General features: G+C 44.2%; 14 protein-coding genes. 7 read left to right on the forward strand and 7 right to left on the reverse strand.

From position 1 onward, the window contains the following. Positions 1 to 9: 9 nt before the first annotated feature. The 6 genes from ACRQQK_RS18850 to ACRQQK_RS18875 all read left to right on the forward strand — a co-directional run bounded on the left by ACRQQK_RS18850 (position 10) and on the right by ACRQQK_RS18875 (position 5,371). A complete protein-coding gene (locus ACRQQK_RS18850) occupies positions 10 to 1,422 on the forward strand; it encodes an FAD-dependent oxidoreductase (RefSeq protein ID WP_457513972.1) in 1,413 nt (470 codons plus the stop codon). 199 nt (positions 1,423 to 1,621) lie between these two features. Beyond that, positions 1,622 to 2,056, forward strand: a complete 435-nt coding sequence (locus tag ACRQQK_RS18855) for a DUF1499 domain-containing protein (RefSeq protein WP_457513974.1) — start codon at positions 1,622 to 1,624, stop codon at positions 2,054 to 2,056. A gap of 125 nt (positions 2,057 to 2,181) precedes the next feature. Next, a complete protein-coding gene (gene mtnN, locus ACRQQK_RS18860) occupies positions 2,182 to 2,892 on the forward strand; it encodes a 5'-methylthioadenosine/S-adenosylhomocysteine nucleosidase (RefSeq protein WP_457513975.1) in 711 nt (236 codons plus the stop codon). A 13-nt stretch (positions 2,893 to 2,905) separates the two neighbouring features. After that, on the forward strand, positions 2,906 to 3,859 hold the full coding sequence (locus ACRQQK_RS18865) for a cobalamin biosynthesis family protein (protein ID WP_457513977.1): 954 nt from the start codon (positions 2,906 to 2,908) through the stop codon (positions 3,857 to 3,859). Further along, the gene (gene btuF / locus ACRQQK_RS18870; RefSeq protein WP_457513979.1) at positions 3,860 to 4,684 is read left to right on the forward strand and encodes a vitamin B12 ABC transporter substrate-binding protein BtuF; all 825 of its coding nucleotides are present in this window, start codon (positions 3,860 to 3,862) and stop codon (positions 4,682 to 4,684) included. Positions 4,685 to 4,750: 66 nt separating this feature from the next. Continuing rightward, positions 4,751 to 5,371: a TRIC cation channel family protein gene (locus ACRQQK_RS18875; protein ID WP_457513980.1), complete on the forward strand. Its 621-nt coding sequence runs from the start codon at positions 4,751 to 4,753 to the stop codon at positions 5,369 to 5,371. Here ACRQQK_RS18875 and ACRQQK_RS18880 read toward each other — a convergent pair. The 6 genes from ACRQQK_RS18880 to secA form a co-directional block, all read right to left on the reverse strand. Then, positions 5,360 to 6,142 carry a TSUP family transporter gene (locus ACRQQK_RS18880; protein ID WP_457513982.1) on the reverse strand — a complete coding sequence of 261 codons (783 nt, stop codon included), beginning with the start codon at positions 6,140 to 6,142 and terminating at the stop codon, positions 5,360 to 5,362. The genes ACRQQK_RS18875 and ACRQQK_RS18880 overlap by 12 nt on opposite strands. 153 nt (positions 6,143 to 6,295) lie before the next feature. Then, on the reverse strand, positions 6,296 to 9,526 hold the full coding sequence (gene carB, locus ACRQQK_RS18885; RefSeq protein ID WP_457513984.1) for a carbamoyl-phosphate synthase large subunit: 3,231 nt from the start codon (positions 9,524 to 9,526) through the stop codon (positions 6,296 to 6,298). 16 nt (positions 9,527 to 9,542) lie between these two features. Continuing rightward, the gene (carA, locus tag ACRQQK_RS18890) at positions 9,543 to 10,682 is read right to left on the reverse strand and encodes a glutamine-hydrolyzing carbamoyl-phosphate synthase small subunit (RefSeq protein ID WP_457513986.1); all 1,140 of its coding nucleotides are present in this window, start codon (positions 10,680 to 10,682) and stop codon (positions 9,543 to 9,545) included. A 481-nt stretch (positions 10,683 to 11,163) separates the two neighbouring features. Next, entirely contained in the window at positions 11,164 to 11,973 is an 810-nt protein-coding gene (dapB, locus tag ACRQQK_RS18895) for a 4-hydroxy-tetrahydrodipicolinate reductase (RefSeq protein WP_457513987.1), read from the reverse strand. Between the two features lie 99 nt (positions 11,974 to 12,072). Next, entirely contained in the window at positions 12,073 to 12,471 is a 399-nt protein-coding gene (mutT, locus tag ACRQQK_RS18900; RefSeq protein WP_457513989.1) for an 8-oxo-dGTP diphosphatase MutT, read from the reverse strand. 68 nt (positions 12,472 to 12,539) lie between these two features. Beyond that, positions 12,540 to 15,233 (reverse strand): preprotein translocase subunit SecA, encoded by a 2,694-nt coding sequence (gene secA, locus ACRQQK_RS18905; RefSeq protein ID WP_457513991.1) that lies wholly within the window; start codon positions 15,231 to 15,233, stop codon positions 12,540 to 12,542. A 332-nt stretch (positions 15,234 to 15,565) separates the two neighbouring features. Between secA and ACRQQK_RS18910 the strand changes: the two genes are divergently transcribed. After that, positions 15,566 to 16,024, forward strand: coding sequence for a DUF721 domain-containing protein (locus ACRQQK_RS18910; RefSeq protein WP_457513993.1), 459 nt, complete (start codon positions 15,566 to 15,568; stop codon positions 16,022 to 16,024). 97 nt (positions 16,025 to 16,121) lie between these two features. Here ACRQQK_RS18910 and lpxC read toward each other — a convergent pair whose 3' ends face one another. Continuing rightward, positions 16,122 to 17,039 carry a UDP-3-O-acyl-N-acetylglucosamine deacetylase gene (gene lpxC, locus ACRQQK_RS18915; RefSeq protein WP_102940466.1) on the reverse strand — a complete coding sequence of 306 codons (918 nt, stop codon included), beginning with the start codon at positions 17,037 to 17,039 and terminating at the stop codon, positions 16,122 to 16,124. Between the last annotated feature and the right edge of the window lie 22 nt (positions 17,040 to 17,061).

The raw sequence follows: 17,061 nt of genomic DNA on the forward strand, positions 1-17,061 counted from the left end.
GCCAGTTTTATGAGCCAGAACGTATACCAATTTATTGATGTTAACCGTGTTGATCCGGCAAAGAAACCGCTCAACATCCGTAAAATTGAATTCGTAGAAATTTACGAACCTTTCACTAAGCAACAGGCAACGGCGCAAGCTGACCGTTGCTTGGATTGTGGTAACCCATATTGTGAGTGGAAGTGTCCGGTTCACAACTACATTCCACAATGGCTGAAACTTGCCAATGAAGGTCGCATTATGGAAGCCGCTGACCTTGCGCACCAAACCAACAGCTTGCCTGAAGTGTGTGGCCGCGTGTGTCCGCAAGACCGTTTATGTGAAGGGTCATGTACTCTGAACGACGATTTCGGCGCAGTAACAATCGGTAATATTGAAAAATACATCACCGATACCGCGTTTGAAATGGGTTGGAAACCGGATATGTCGCACGTTGAGTGGACAGACAAAAAAGTAGCCATCATAGGTGCAGGTCCGGCAGGCCTTGCCGCCGCTGATATTTTAGTGCGTAACGGTGTGAAACCTGTGGTGTTTGACCGTTACCCTGAAATTGGTGGCTTGCTGACTTTCGGTATTCCTTCTTTCAAACTGGAAAAAGGGGTAATGGAAAACCGCCGCCGCGTGTTCACTGAAATGGGCGTTGAGTTCCGCATGAATGTGGAAGTAGGCAAAGATGTTCAATTGCAAGATCTGATCAACGAATACGATGCAGTATTCCTTGGTGTTGGTACTTACAAATACATGCGTGCAGGCTTAGAAAACGAAGATGCACAAGGTGTATTCGACGCACTGCCTTTCCTAATTTCAAACACTTACAAAGTAATGAACTTAGATAGCAGCGATCCATTTATCGATATGCAAGGTAAGAAGGTGGTTGTTCTAGGTGGTGGTGACACCGCGATGGACTGTGTACGAACTTCAATTCGTCAAAATGCTTCACGCGTTATCTGTGCTTACCGTCGTGATGAAGAGAACATGCCAGGCTCTCGCCGCGAAGTGAAAAATGCCAAAGAGGAAGGTGTGGAATTCATGTTCAACCTTCAACCTCTCGGTATTGAAGTGGACGCATCTGGAAAAGTAACCGGCGTAAAAGTGGTTCAAACTGCTTTAGGTGAGCCTGACAATGCGGGGCGTCGTCGTCCAGAGCCAGTAGCTGGTAGTGAACATGTGCTTGAAGCTGATGCTGTCATCATGGCGTTTGGTTTCCAACCTCATCAAATGAGTTGGCTAGAACCACACGGCGTAGAGCTGGATCAATGGGGCCGAATCAAAGCACCTTCAGAGCAATCTTTTAAGTTCCAAACAACGAACGAGAAGATCTTTGCCGGCGGTGACGCTGTTCGAGGCTCAGACCTAGTGGTAACTGCCATCGATGAAGGTCGAAAAGCCGCTGATGGCATTCTCGATTACTTGAATGTTTAAGTAATCTGATTCACAACAAAAAGGATCCTTCTCACATGGGTCCTTTTTTATTTATATAATCGCAAATTATTGTTCAATAGCCGTTCATAAGCCTCAAAACGAAACGGCATGAATGAGTCTAATATGTAGAATTGCTTCCCCCCGCTGAGCTAGGAGAGTACGATCCAGTTATTGGGGAAAAGATGAATAGGTTTTGCAGATGTATAAAGTTCTAATTGTTATTCTTTCCACTGTACTACTGAGTGCTTGTAGCAAGGGAATTCCTCCGATGGTCGATCGCACACATACTCCATGTGGCAGCAAACCCAATTGTGTTTCAACGGTTGAAACACGAGAGAAATATACGCTCGCCCCCTTCATATTACGCTCAGGTGTAACTCTGGATCAGGTTGAACGAGTAGCTTTAACGCTTTCGGGTGCTCAAACCGCAGAGAAAACTGATGATTATCTACGAATCGAATGCACCTCGAGTATCATGCGCTTTGTTGATGATCTTGAGCTGAAAATTGAAGATGGTCATTTGTTGGTACGTTCAGAATCCCGCGTAGGTTACAGTGATTTTGGGGTAAACCGTCGTAGAGCAGCCGAACTAAGAGAAAAGCTCAACCTAGCAGGTCTAATATTCGAGCCATAGAACTTAGCTACTGAGTTGAAATCAGAGTTCGATAAGATACGCAGCTGAATCTCGATAAATTGTCTAATCTCATGATAAACTTCAGGCAATTTTTACACTTAATAACTTTTAAAAAGAGATACCTCATGAAAATTGGCATCATCGGTGCGATGCAACAAGAAGTCGCTATTCTAAAAGACGCTCTTGAGCAATGTCAGGAAGTCAGCAAAGGCGGCTGTACTTATTACTCAGGTAATATTCACGGCGTTGATGTCGTTTTACTTCAATCTGGTATCGGTAAAGTCGCCGCTGCGATTGGCACCACGATTCTTTTAGACGAATACCAACCAGATGTTGTTATTAACACAGGTTCTGCGGGTGGATTTGACTCAAGCCTAACTATGGGTGATGTGGTTATTTCAACAGAAGTTCGCCATCACGATGCAGACGTAACCGCATTTGGTTATGAAATGGGACAGATGGCAGGCCAGCCTGCAGCATTTGCGGCAGACGAAAAACTGATGGCTGTGGCAGAGAAAGCGCTTGAATCTATCTCTAACGAAACCAACACAGACAAACATGCTGTACGTGGTTTGATTTGTACTGGTGATGCTTTCGTTTGTACTGCTGAGCGCCAAGACTTTATCCGTAAACACTTCCCTTCTGTTATTGCCGTTGAAATGGAAGCTTCTGCCATTGCTCAAACCTGTCACCAATTCCAGGTACCATTTGTTGTGGTTCGCGCAATTTCTGACGTAGCAGACAAAGAATCGCCAATGTCATTTGACGAGTTCCTGCCACTAGCAGCGCAAAGCTCATCAGAAATGGTGTTAAAAATGGTTGAGTTATTAAAGTAACCAACTCATATCCATGAACGAAATCATTTCGACCGTTTATGCTGAAGGTGCGCTCCTCATTATGTGGGGCGCACTTTTGCTGCATTACATATTACCTATTCCTAGAGCTTCTCACCCTGCAATTTTGTGGCACAAATTTGCCGAAGTTCTCGCTGATAAAGTCAACACCAACAACAGTTACTCTCAAAGCATCATTTCCGGCACACTAGCTTGGCTGCTAATGATCATTCCTGCACTGTTGTTCTGTATCGCATTAAAACCTCTTGTCTGGCAGCCACAACTTTATGAATTAGCAATGTTAATTCTGGCATTAGACTGGCGTAACAACGGCCAGCTCGCCAGCAAACTAGGCAAAGCGTTGGCAAAAGAGGACAAAGCAAGTGCACGTAAACTGCTTGAACCGTTCGTAAATAGAGAAACCAGCACCTTATCTACTGTAGGATTGGGCAAAGCAGGTGCTGAGACCATTATTATGGGGTTTGGACGTAACGTTGCTGTGGTGCTTTTTTGGTACGCTTTATTCGGCGCAACGGGTGCTTTTATCTATCGATTAATGGCTGAGCTGGCTCGCGCTTGGTCACCTTCTCGTTCTCAGTTCAATCCTTTTGGGCTGCCGATCGTCCGAGCTATCGCAATACTAGAATTTTTACCTCTGAGGCTGTTTAGCTTGTTCGTTACGTTAGGCAATAACTCAGGGAAAGCTCTGCAAACCATCAAGAACCAAAGCCGTTCTTGGCCACTACCGGGCCCTGCTTGGCTACTGTGTGCAATCGGTGGAAAACTCGAATTGGCTTTGGGTGGCCCCGCCATCTATGGCGAACAAAAAGTTGTGCGAGCCAAAATTGGTGGTCGCATTGTTCCTTCTGCACTGCACCTGTCTCAAATACATAGCTTGCTAGCATGGAGACTCTTTCTGTGGATTTTCATCGAAAGTCTTCTGCTTCTTATCATTCATAAAGGGATATAAATGCGTTTTTGGGCATTCGTCTTAACTACTTTATTACTTTTACCATCAGCTCAAGCAGACCAATCGATTCAGCGCATTATCAGTCTGGCACCACATGCGACAGAGTTAGCCTTTGCTGCTGGTTTGGGCAATAAGCTTGTAGGCGTAACGGATTACAGTGATTATCCAGAGGAAGCTAAAAGTATAGAGCGAGTAGCGAACTATCAGGGTATTAAGCTAGAGCGAATCATAGCGCTTAAACCAGACCTGATTATCGCTTGGCCGAAAGGTAATCCCGCGAAAGAAATAGCCAAACTTAAGCAGCTCGGTTTCAAGTTTTACAATTCCCAAGTCAATACACTTGACGATATTGCCTCCAATATTGAAGCTCTCAGTCAATACGCAGATGACCCACAACAAGGGAAACAGGCAGCTAATGCATTCCGTGAACGTTTGAATACGCTGACGTCTGAACTCTCAGGAGCCACACCTGTTCGCTATTTTTATCAGCTCAGTGAAAAACCAATCATCACTTTGGCACAAGGCAGTTGGCCAAGTGAGGTATTTCGTTTCTGTGGTGGTGAGAATATCTTTGAGCACAGTTCGACACCATATCCTCAGGTGGGGATCGAGCAAGTGCTGGTCGCTCAACCAGATGTTATTTTCACCTCTGCACACGCCATTGCTAACGGAAACATGTGGCTACATTGGAAAGATGAAATTCCAGCAGTCAAACAGGGGCATGTTTGGTCTCTCAATTCAGACTGGATCAATCGCTCAACGCCTCGCACACTCAACGCGATTGAAGAAGTTTGTCACTACTTTGAGCAAGTAAGAAACAATTAACAGCTCGATAAAAAAGTCTTACAATCCACCACCTTTTCGATAAACCTATACTCGGTAGCACATAAATTGGATACCTCATTACTCTACTTAATCGATATGTTTGGCACGGCTATTTTCGCTATTTCAGGTGTATTGCTCGCTGGTCGTTTAAAAATGGATCCTTTCGGCGTCACTGTATTGGCGAGTGTTACCGCGATTGGCGGTGGAACTATCCGAGATATGGCTCTTGGTGCGACACCGGTGTTCTGGATAAAAGATACAACTTATATCTGGGTCATTATCGTTACTTGTATTTTAACCATGCTATTAGTGCGCAGACCAAAACGTATTCCTTGGTGGGTTCTGCCGGTTTGCGATGCTGTCGGCTTGGCTTTTTTCGTTGGTATCGGTGTTGAAAAGGCACTGATGTATCAAGATTCAGCCGTGATCGCCATCATTATGGGGGTAATTACTGGCTGTGGCGGTGGCATTATCCGCGATGTACTGGCAAGAGAAATCCCGATGGTGCTACGCAGTGAAGTATATGCAACCGCATGTATCGTGGGCGGTGTATTCCATACAACAGCATTAGCGATGGGTTATGACAACTCTGTTGCTCTACTTTCTGGTGTTGCATCAACATTAATCATACGCCTTGGTGCTATCCGTTGGCATTTATCGCTGCCTACTTTTGCACTAGCTAAGTAGGTTTAAAAGCCATTTTGAGTGTTGCTGCCACAGTAGTTTTGTTGCCATCGACATCGACATAAGAATAACTAAAGGTCGTATCCATTTCTGGCCTTTAGTTACGACTACCTTCGCACCTAAGCGTGCACCAAAAAACTGTCCACAGGCCATTACCAAGCCAAGTTCCCAAATCGGTAAACCAGCAATTACGAAGAACAGAAGTGCTGCAATATTAGAAGTGAAATTGAGAATTTTTGTTCGTGCCGTTGCATCGACTAATGAAAAATGTCCAAGTACGACAAAACAGACAGTGAAGATTGAACCCGTTCCCGGACCAAAAAAGCCATCATAAAACCCGACACAAGTACCGACACTGAATGCAAATGCCGACTCTGACAAAGGTTTCTTCCCCGAATCGGCTTTGGTTTGTGGTGCAAACAAGAAATAAAGCGAGATACTGACCAATAACAACGGTATTAAACTGGTAAGCAGAGAAGTATCAAACTGTTGTACTAACTCCGCCCCTGTTGCCGCACCGGTGAACGTACACAAGATAGCTAGACGCATCTCTTTTAGATTCACAATTCCACGGCGAACAAAATACAAACTGGCAGAAAAGCTACCAAATGAGCTTTGTAGCTTGTTGGTGGCTAAAGCTTGTGTGGGAGGAACACCTGCGGCTAATAACGCGGGTAATGTTAACAGCCCACCGCCACCAGCCATAGCATCAATAAAACCAGCAGCTCCTGCCACAAGAAACAAGAGGGCCAGTATTTCGAATGAAACTTCCATGATTTCCCAGAACTATGATATCGAACGCACAAAGTATCACTAACTCACTGTTTTAGAAATTAAAATCATGTTGTTAAACCATAAAAAAGCCCGCTCAAATGAGCGGGCAATGAGGTTGTCAGATAAACCTTAGGTTTATCAATTTATTATTCATTACGCTAAGCTAGCTTTCACTTTAGCGTGAAGTTCTTGAACTGATGTTACTGATGCTTTCGCGTCAGCAGTGTGAGACATACAGGTTGCGAACGCTGCATTTAGCGTTGTTGTGTAGTTCACTTTCTCAGCCAAAGCACCGCGGCGTAGTACTTTAGAGTCTTCAATTGCTTGACGACCTGACGCCGTGTTCACGATGTAGGTGTATTCATTGTTCTTGATACGGTCCAGAATGTGTGGACGGCCTTCATGAACTTTGTTTACCAAGCGTGGGTTGATACCAGCTTCACCTAGAATCACAGCAGTACCGTGAGTTGCATCTAGTTGGTAGCCCAGTTTCACTAGTTTAGACGCTAGGTCAACAACGCGCTCTTTATCACCTTCACGTACTGAAAGTAGTGCACGGCCACCTTCTGGATAAACAGAGCCACAGCCTAGCTCAGCTTTCGCGTATGCTTCAGCAAACGTTGCACCAACACCCATAACCTCACCAGTAGAGCGCATTTCTGGGCCTAATAGTGGGTCAACGCCAGGGAACTTGTTGAACGGCAGTACCACTTCTTTTACTGAGTAGTATGGTGGGATGATCTCTTTCGTGAAACCTTGTTGCTCAAGAGTTTGACCAGCCATAACACGCGCAGCGATTTTCGCTAGTGGTGCACCTGTCGCTTTAGATACAAATGGTACAGTACGTGCAGCACGTGGGTTTACTTCGATGAGGTAAACTTCGTTATCTTTCACAGCAAACTGAGTATTCATCAGACCGCGTACACCAAGTTCGAAAGCCAGTTTCTCTACTTGTTCACGCATCTTGTCCTGAATTTCTTGGCTTAGCGTGTACGCTGGAAGCGAACATGCTGAGTCACCTGAGTGAACACCTGCTTGTTCGATGTGTTCCATGATACCGCCGATAACCACTCGCTCACCGTCACAGATAGCGTCGATATCCACTTCTGTAGCGTCATCTAGGAAACGGTCTAGCAGAACTGGAGACTCATTTGACACACTTACTGCTTCGTTGAAGTAACGACGTAGGTCTTGCTCGTCATAAACGATTTCCATCGCACGACCACCTAGAACGTACGAAGGACGTACAACTAATGGGAAACCAATTTCTTTCGATTTCTCAATAGCTTGTTCCATCGTTGTAACTGTCGCGTTTTCAGGTTGTAGTAAACCTAGGCGCTCAACAGCAGCTTGGAAGCGTTCACGATCTTCCGCGCGGTCGATTGCATCAGGGCTAGTACCGATAATTGGCACACCCGCTGCTTCTAGAGCACGAGCCAGTTTCAGTGGAGTTTGACCACCGTACTGAACGATCACGCCTTTCGGTTTCTCAACACGTACGATTGCTAGCACATCTTCCAAAGTTACTGGTTCGAAGTACAGACGATCAGAAGTGTCGTAGTCTGTTGATACTGTCTCAGGGTTACAGTTAACCATGATAGTTTCGTAGCCATCTTCGCGAAGTGCTAGAGATGCGTGTACACAACAGTAGTCAAATTCGATACCTTGACCGATACGGTTTGGACCGCCGCCAAGAACCATAATCTTGTCTTTGTCTGTTGGGTTCGCTTCACACTCTTCATCGTAAGATGAGTACATGTAAGCTGTATCTGAAGAAAATTCAGCAGCACAGGTATCAACACGCTTGTAGACTGGGTGAATATCGAACTGGTCGCGTAGACGACGAATTTCGCTTTCAGCAACACCTAGCAGCTTAGACAGACGAGCGTCAGCGAAGCCTTTACGCTTCATCTGTTTTAGCACATCTTTAGTTAAACCAGCGAAACCGCCCGCTTTCACTTCAGCTTCCAATTTCACTAGTTCTTCAATTTGAACTAGGAACCAACGGTCTACGTTTGTCAGGTTGAATACGCCATCAACAGACATACCAGCACGGAATGCGTCTGCGATGTACCAAATACGCTCTGCACCAGCTTCTTTTAGCTCGTGTCGGATTTTAGTCAACGCATCTGGTGCATCTAAATCAACCATTTCATCCAAGCCGTTCGCACCTACTTCTAGGCCACGAAGTGCTTTTTGTAGCGACTCTTGTTGGTTACGACCGATTGCCATTACCTCACCAACAGACTTCATCTGTGTCGTTAGACGGCTATTTGCACCAGCAAATTTCTCGAAGTTAAAGCGAGGAATCTTAGTCACAACGTAGTCGATGGTTGGTTCGAATGATGCTGGTGTTGCGCCACCTGTGATGTCGTTCATTAGCTCATCAAGAGTGAAACCAACTGCCAGTTTCGCTGCGATTTTCGCGATTGGGAAACCTGTTGCTTTAGAAGCAAGAGCAGAAGAACGAGATACACGTGGGTTCATCTCGATGATAACCATACGGCCATCTTTCGGGTTGATACCAAACTGAACGTTTGAACCACCAGTCTCAACGCCGATTTCACGCAGTACTGCTAGCGATGCATTACGCATTAGCTGGTACTCTTTATCCGTTAGCGTTTGAGCTGGTGCTACCGTGATTGAGTCACCTGTGTGAATACCCATTGGGTCAAAGTTTTCAATCGCACAAACGATGATACAGTTGTCGTTCTTATCACGAACAACTTCCATCTCGTACTCTTTCCAACCAATTAGAGATTCATCGATAAGCAGCTCATTAGTTGGAGAAAGATCCAAACCACGGCGACAGATTTCTTCGAACTCTTCTTTGTTATAAGCGATACCACCACCAGTACCACCCATAGTGAATGAAGGACGGATGATACATGGGAAACCAACCATATCTAGGACACGGTAAGCATCTTCCATTGTTTTAGCAGTATCAGCGCGTGGACATTCTAAACCAATAGACTTCATTGCTTTATCAAAGCGAGAACGGTCTTCAGCTTTGTCGATTGCATCTGCAGTCGCACCAATCATCTCTACGCCGAACTCTTTAAGAACGCCATTTGCTTCTAGAGCAAGTGCACAGTTAAGAGCCGTCTGACCACCCATTGTTGGAAGAATCGCATCTGGGCGCTCTTTCTCGATGATCTTACGTACAACTTCCCAGTGGATTGGCTCGATATATGTTGCATCAGCCATTTCTGGGTCAGTCATGATAGTTGCAGGATTTGAGTTCACAAGAATAACTCGATAGCCCTCTTCGCGTAGTGCTTTACACGCTTGAGCGCCAGAGTAGTCAAACTCACAAGCCTGACCGATAACAATTGGACCTGCACCTAAAATAAGAATGCTCTGAATGTCAGTACGTTTTGGCATTATCTACTACTCCAAATTAAGCGCGGTGTTGTTTAATCAATTCAATGAAGTGGTCAAATAGCGGTGCAGCATCGTGCGGACCTGGGCTCGCTTCTGGGTGACCCTGGAAGCTGAATGCCGGTTTGTCCGTACGGTGAATACCTTGTAGAGAACCGTCAAATAGAGATTTGTGCGTTGCACGTAGGTTCTCAGGTAGCGTTGCTTCGTCCGCAGCAAAACCGTGGTTTTGAGAAGTAATCATAACCACATCACGGTCAATATCTTTAACTGGGTGGTTTGCACCATGGTGACCAAACTTCATTTTTATTGTTTTAGCACCAGAAGCCAACGCTAGGATTTGGTGACCTAAACAGATACCAAATACCGGAAGAGCTTTATCAAGGAACATCTTCGTTGCTTCAATCGCGTAAGTACATGGTTCTGGGTCACCTGGGCCATTCGATAGGAATACCCCATCTGGGTTCATCGCTAGTACTTCTTCAGCTGAAGTTTCTGCAGGTACTACAGTTAGACGACAACCACGGTCAACTAACATACGTAGGATATTGCGTTTCGCACCAAAATCGTAAGCCACTACATGGTATGGTAACTCACTGTCATCTTTAGGTTCAGGTAGACCACCTTCCAATGTCCACGAACCTTGTTTCCATTCATACGCTTCTTTAGTCGTTACAACTTTCGCTAAGTCCATACCTTTAAGGCCTGGGAACTCTTTAGCTTTAACCAACGCAAGTGCTTCATCTAGGTTATCGCCCGCCATGATGCAACCATTCTGAGCGCCTTTCTCACGTAAAATGCGCGTAAGTTTACGCGTATCGATATCAGCAATACCGACGATATTTTGTGATTTAAGGTAATCAGAAAGAGATTGTTCACTACGGAAGTTAGAAGCGATAAGAGGAAGATCGCGAATCACAAGGCCTTGTGCATGAATTGAAGAAGACTCTTCATCTTCGGTATTAGTGCCGGTATTGCCAATGTGAGGGTAAGTTAGTGTAACGATTTGCTGAGAATAGGAAGGATCAGTGAGGATTTCTTGGTACCCCGTCATCGAGGTATTAAAAACGACTTCACCAACGGATGAACCATCTGCCCCAATGGACACTCCGCGGAACACTGTCCCATCTTCTAGGACTAACAGTGCTGATTTACTCAAGACAACCTCCAGAATAAAAATGCATAAAATTTAAATTAAATTGCAAATTTGCCTTCCTGTTCGCGTGAAAATCATGCTCTAGGCTAATTTTGACAAATTGGCGATATTCTAGAGATCGCTGTGACCCATGTCAACGTTAGCAGATAAATTAAACGCAAATTTATTACCTTAGAGCTAAAAAATAGCTCAAACCCATCAAAAAACTATGTTTTACTCATTAAAAAACAATAATTATGAGGTTTTGACTTTAAAATAGGCAAAATTTGTTTGTTAACAATCGAAATTAGCGTAAAAAAAATAAGCAAACGTTAATATTATTTTTTTATTGTCAAAAATAGAGTGAAGTTGGATGAATCAACCTCAACATAACAAAAGCACTTAAAAAGTTAAAGGATAAGCCAAATTATAGGAAAGAAAATTTGATTAAGAAATGTTAGAGAAATGCTTATGCGCCAAGCGAACCTGACGCATAATTATGTAATTACAGTTCGTTCAAACCAAGTACATCAGTCATGGTGTAAAAACCCGCTGATTTTTGATTCAACCATACTGCAGCACGAATAGCGCCGTTGGCGAATGTCATTCGGTCTGTCGCTTTATGCGTGATCTCTACTCGTTCACCAATATCAGCAAACATTGCAGTGTGCTCACCGACAATGTCGCCAGCGCGAATAGTAGCAAAACCAATTTCATCTCTGGTGCGTTCACCTGTGATACCTTCACGAGCGTAAACAGCTACGTCATTGAGTTTGTTACCCATAGCACCAGCAATAGCTTCACCCATGCCAATAGCTGTACCCGATGGAGCATCCACTTTGTGTCTGTGGTGCGCTTCGATAATTTCAATATCGCAGTAATCCCCCATGACTTTGGCGGCCTTCTCTAGCAGCTTGAATACAAGGTTCACACCTACACTGTAGTTTGGAGCCATAACAATAGGGATAACTTTCGCGGCTTCATTGATCAGCTCACGCTCTTCATCGGTAAAGCCAGTAGTACCAATGATCAGCTTCTTGCCATGCTTCTTACACAGTTCAATATTTGCTAGTGTGCTTGCCGGTGCAGTGAAATCCACGATGACATCAAAGTGATCTACTGCTAACTCCAGATTATCCACCAAAGCGACATCAAATCGACCAACACCACATAACTCACCAACATCCACTCCGACAAGAGATGATTCTGGGCGTTCAGATCCTGCACCCAATGTTGATTCTGAATTGTGATGTGCTGCTTTGACCAGATTGCGGCCCATACGTCCAGCTGCGCCTGCAATTGCAATTCTTACCATTGCAAATTTCTCCATTTACTCGTGACTACGCAGTCCTGCATAGTGTTATTCCGATTTACGCTTTTTAAACTACCAACTATCGAGGTTGATAGCTAGCACTTAAGAAAACTCTTTAATAACACGTTCGAGGATTGGTACATTGGCTTCTGGAAACTGGTAATTTGCGAGTTCTGCAATGTCTACCCAAAGTCCTTTTTGACCTTCTTTGCCGTATGGTTCGTTGTTGAAACTACTGATGACGATGAAATCAAACTTCAGTGATTTTTCTGGGTAATCGTATTCCAGATGCTCGAACAAATGCTGCTCTGTCACTTCAATACCAATTTCTTCCTCAAGCTCACGAGTCATGGCTTGTTCTACGCTTTCACCTTCTTCAACTTTGCCCCCAGGAAATTCCCAGAAACCACCTTTGTGCAAATTGTCTGGGCGCTTAGTGATAAAGATTTGCGATTTATCTTGATTGAAGATAATACCCGCCACGATATGAATTCGTTTCATCTGTGTTCCTTTGTCTTTCTTTACTTAAAAAAAGAGCCGCCTAAGCGACTCTTTTCTATTTGTTTCTATTAGGCGATCTTGCCGTGGCACTGCTTATACTTCTTGCCAGATCCACATGGACAAGGCTCATTACGACCCACTTTACGTTCAGCTTGAGACTCTGACTCTTCACCATTCGCATCGGCGTGCTGAGCTTGGCTCATACGAGCCGCTTGCTCTGCTTGAGCACGGCGTTGCTCCTCCATACGCTCAACTTCTTCTTGCTGCTGAACTCGTACTTTAGAAAGAATAGAGATTACGTCTGATTTCAGTGACTCAAGAAGTTCTTCGAACAGCTCAAACGATTCACGCTTGTACTCTTGTTTCGGGTTCTTCTGTGCATAACCACGTAAGTGAATACCTTGACGCAGATGGTCCATAGCAGCAAGGTGCTCTTTCCATAGCGTATCAAGAGTCTGTAGCATTACAGATTTCTCAAAGTTACGCATCACTGAGGCGCCAACCACTTCTTCTTTGTTCTTATAAACCGTTACCGAGTTTTCAAGAATACGTTCGCGAAGTGCTTCTTCATACAGTTTGTCGTCTTCATCTAACCAAGACTGAATAGGTAACTCAAGATCGAAATCGTGCTTCAATCGATCTTGTAGACCAGCAATATCCCACATGTCATCAAGGGATTGTGGCGGAATGTATTGATCGATCACCGATGTGATAACGTCAGCACGGTTTTGCTCGATCATTTCGCTGATATCGTCAGTGCTCATCAACTCATCACGAAGTTCGTAAACGACGCGACGCTGATCGTTGGCAACGTCATCATATTCAAGAAGCTGTTTACGAATGTCGAAGTTACGACCTTCAACTTTACGCTGAGCTTTTTCAATTGAGCGAGAAAGCATCTTAGATTCGATCGCTTCGCCTTCTTCCATACCGCTTTGAATCAAGCTTGCCATGCGATCAGATGTGAAAATACGTAGCAGTGTATCTTCCATTGACAGATAGAAACGAGAAGAACCCGCGTCCCCCTGACGACCTGAACGACCACGTAGCTGGTTATCGATACGGCGAGATTCGTGACGCTCAGTACCAATGATATGTAAACCACCCGCTTCTAAAACTTGATCGTGAACTTTGCGCCATTCGGCTTTAATGGTGTCGATTTGTTCTTGAGTAGGATTGTTTAGCGATTCAACTTGCATCTGCCAGCTGCCACCAAGCACGATATCTGTACCACGACCAGCCATATTAGTCGCGATAGTGACTGCGCCTGGCGTACCAGCTTCAGCAACGATTTCGGCTTCTCTTTCATGGAACTTAGCATTCAGTACGCTGTGTTTGATTTTTGCCTTCTTCAGTGCATTAGACAGCAATTCAGATTTTTCAATCGAAACCGTACCAACCAGTACAGGCTGACCTTTTTCAACACAAATTTTGATGTCTTCGATGATAGCAGCAAACTTTTCAGCTTCTGTACGGTACACCATATCCGGCATATCGTTACGAATCATAGGCTTGTTAGTTGGAATAACCACCGTTTCCAAACCATAGATTTGTTGGAATTCGAATGCTTCTGTATCAGCTGTACCTGTCATACCTGACAGTTTTTCGTATAAACGGAAGTAGTTCTGGAAAGTAATCGATGCCAGAGTTTGGTTCTCGTTCTGGATCTTAACGCCTTCTTTTGCTTCAACAGCTTGATGCAAACCATCAGACCAACGACGACCAGGCATAGTACGGCCAGTGTGTTCATCAACGATGACCACTTCACCTTCTTCCGTCACAATGTAGTCGACGTTTTTCTCAAACAGAACGTGAGCTCGAAGTGCAGCGTTCACATGGTGAAGAAGACTGATATTAGCAGGAGAGTAAAGTGTATCTCCTTCTTGCATTAAGCCATTCTTAACCAGCAACTCTTCAACAAATTCCTGACCAGTCTCAGTGAGGTAAACCTGCTTAGATTTCTCGTCAACAGTGTAGTGACCATCACCGCGGTACTCTTCAGAATCTTCTTTATCTTGAAGTTGAAGAGACGGGATTAGGATATTGATACGAGTGTAAAGCTCTGAACTGTCTTCAGCTGGACCTGAGATAATTAATGGTGTGCGCGCTTCATCGATAAGAATTGAGTCAACCTCATCGACTACAGCAAAGAAACGCTCGCGTTGCACACGGTCTTCAGGGCGAAATGCCATGTTGTCACGCAAGTAATCAAAGCCAAACTCGTTGTTTGTTCCGTAAAGAATATCGGCTTGGTAAGCTTCTTTTTTCGCTGGTGGTGACATGTTAGGTACGTTGATACCAACTGTCAGACCTAGGAATTCAAATAATGGGCGGTTTGTTTCTGCGTCACGCTTCGCTAGGTAGTCGTTCACTGTAACAATGTGAACACCTTTGCTTGGCAAAGCATTTAGGTACGCTGGAAGCGTTGCAGTCAGTGTTTTACCTTCACCTGTACGCATCTCTGCGATTTGACCAGAGTTCAGTACCATACCGCCGATAAGCTGTACGTCGAAATGACGCATACCAAATACACGCTTAGAAGCTTCGCGAACAGTAGCAAATGCTTCTGGTAGTAATTGGTCTAATTTCTCACCTTGCTCAAGACGTTGACGAAACTCTACCGTTTTAGCCTTTAGCTCTTCATCGGACAGAGCTTCAAATGCAGGCTCATAATTATTAATTTCTTTTACAATTTTTCTTAGACGGCGAAGTGTTCTGTCGTTACGACTGCCGACCACTTTTGTCAGTAGCTTAGTTATCATTTGTTGTGAATCTCTCTTTGCTTAGATCGTCCGCGATCTCTTAATGCCTTCAGTCTCTACCTGTTTTCAACTAAGGATACTGAGATAAATCATGTATCTTCTGATATTGTGATGATGACGTTTATTTTCAAGACACTAGTGGCGCATAGTTTAAGTAATTTTTCGTTCAACAACCAATAACATTAAGACTTGTTTGCTTTGAGCTTTGTATTTTGTGCACTAAGCCCAATGTTTTAGGCTATAAGGCACTAAAGAATACATCTTCAATCGCTCATTTCAGTCAGCAAAGAAACGTTATAGAATGCTGCAGAACTTTATAAAAGGAGTGCGGAATGCGAGATCATCGCCCCACATCTACAGACGAATTGATTGAGTCATCTCGGCTGAGTAAGTTACAACAGCACGCGAAAGAGATCATCCAGATCAACCTAATATTGCAAACTCTGTTACCTAAAGGCATTGAACCACACATAAGAGCGGCAAATGTTCGCGGTGGACATTTAGTTTTGGAAGCTGCTAGTGCATCAATCAAAATGAAAGTGGACTATGATCGGCTAAATATTCTCAACCAGTTAAGAAATCAGGGGTTCGGCAAACTGATCAGTATCGAAATAAAGATCAACCCTGCTATTTATCGCACCCCAAAAGGTTCAAATAAGGATCAAAAAGAGGCAATTCCTCGCCCCCCACTTTCAGAGAATGCCGCTTCATCATTGTTAATGCTAGCTCAAAACGCCAACCCTAAGGTTAAACAACGATTGGAAAACATCGCAAAACTTGCGAAAAAGTAACTTACCGAAAGCTAGCGTCGTTTTACCAACGATAGGTAATAAAACGATAGGTATAAAAAAAGCCAGACTTAGTCTGGCTTTTTAAAATCTTGATGTTTTACGCTAGAACCATGTTTGGGTCTGCAAACGCTACTGGTGAACCAACTTCCTCTTCGAAAGTAGCCCATTCCCAAGCTTCTTGATCTGCCAATACTTTACGTAGTAATTGGTTATTCAGACCATGACCTGATTTGTAAGCACTGAACTCACCAACAATGGCATGACCACACATGTACAAGTCACCAATTGCATCAAGTACTTTGTGAGTCACAAATTCGTTAGCGAAACGGAGGCCTTCTTCGTTAAGAATGCGGTAATCATCCAAAACGATAGCACAGTCAAAGCTGCCACCTAAACATAGGTTTTGCGATTGCAAGTACTCGATATCACGCATGAAACCGAAAGTACGAGCGCGAGAAATCTCTTTGATAAAGCCTTGAGTTGAAAAATCAAACACTAAACGTTGATCGTCACCATCGATTGCTGGGTGGTCAAACTCAATTTGGAAATCCATTTTGAAACCGTTATGTGGACGCATTTCAGCCCACTTATCACCATCTTCAAAACGAACAGGCTTTTTAATACGGATGAATCGCTTAGGCGCGTTTTGAGTCTCGATACCAGCTTGTTGAAGTAGGTATACAAACGGACTCGCACTACCATCCATAATTGGAATTTCTGGTGCATCCACTTCGATAATGACGTTATCAATACCCATACCAGCAAGAGCGGCACTTAAGTGCTCTACAGTAGAGATACGAATGCCTTCATCGTTAACTAATGCAGTACACAGCATAGTGTCGCGTACAGATTCTGGGTCAGCTGGAAAATCAACTGGTGGATTTACGTCAGTACGACGGTAAATAATACCTGTGTTTGCAGCGGCTGGGCGAAGAGTAAGCGTGACTTTACGACCAGAGTGGAGACCCACACCAGTTGTTTTCACTATCTCTTTCAGAGTACGTTGTCTGATCATCTGTTTGCCTCTAAATCATTGC

This window comes from Vibrio sp. C8, assembly GCF_054051265.1.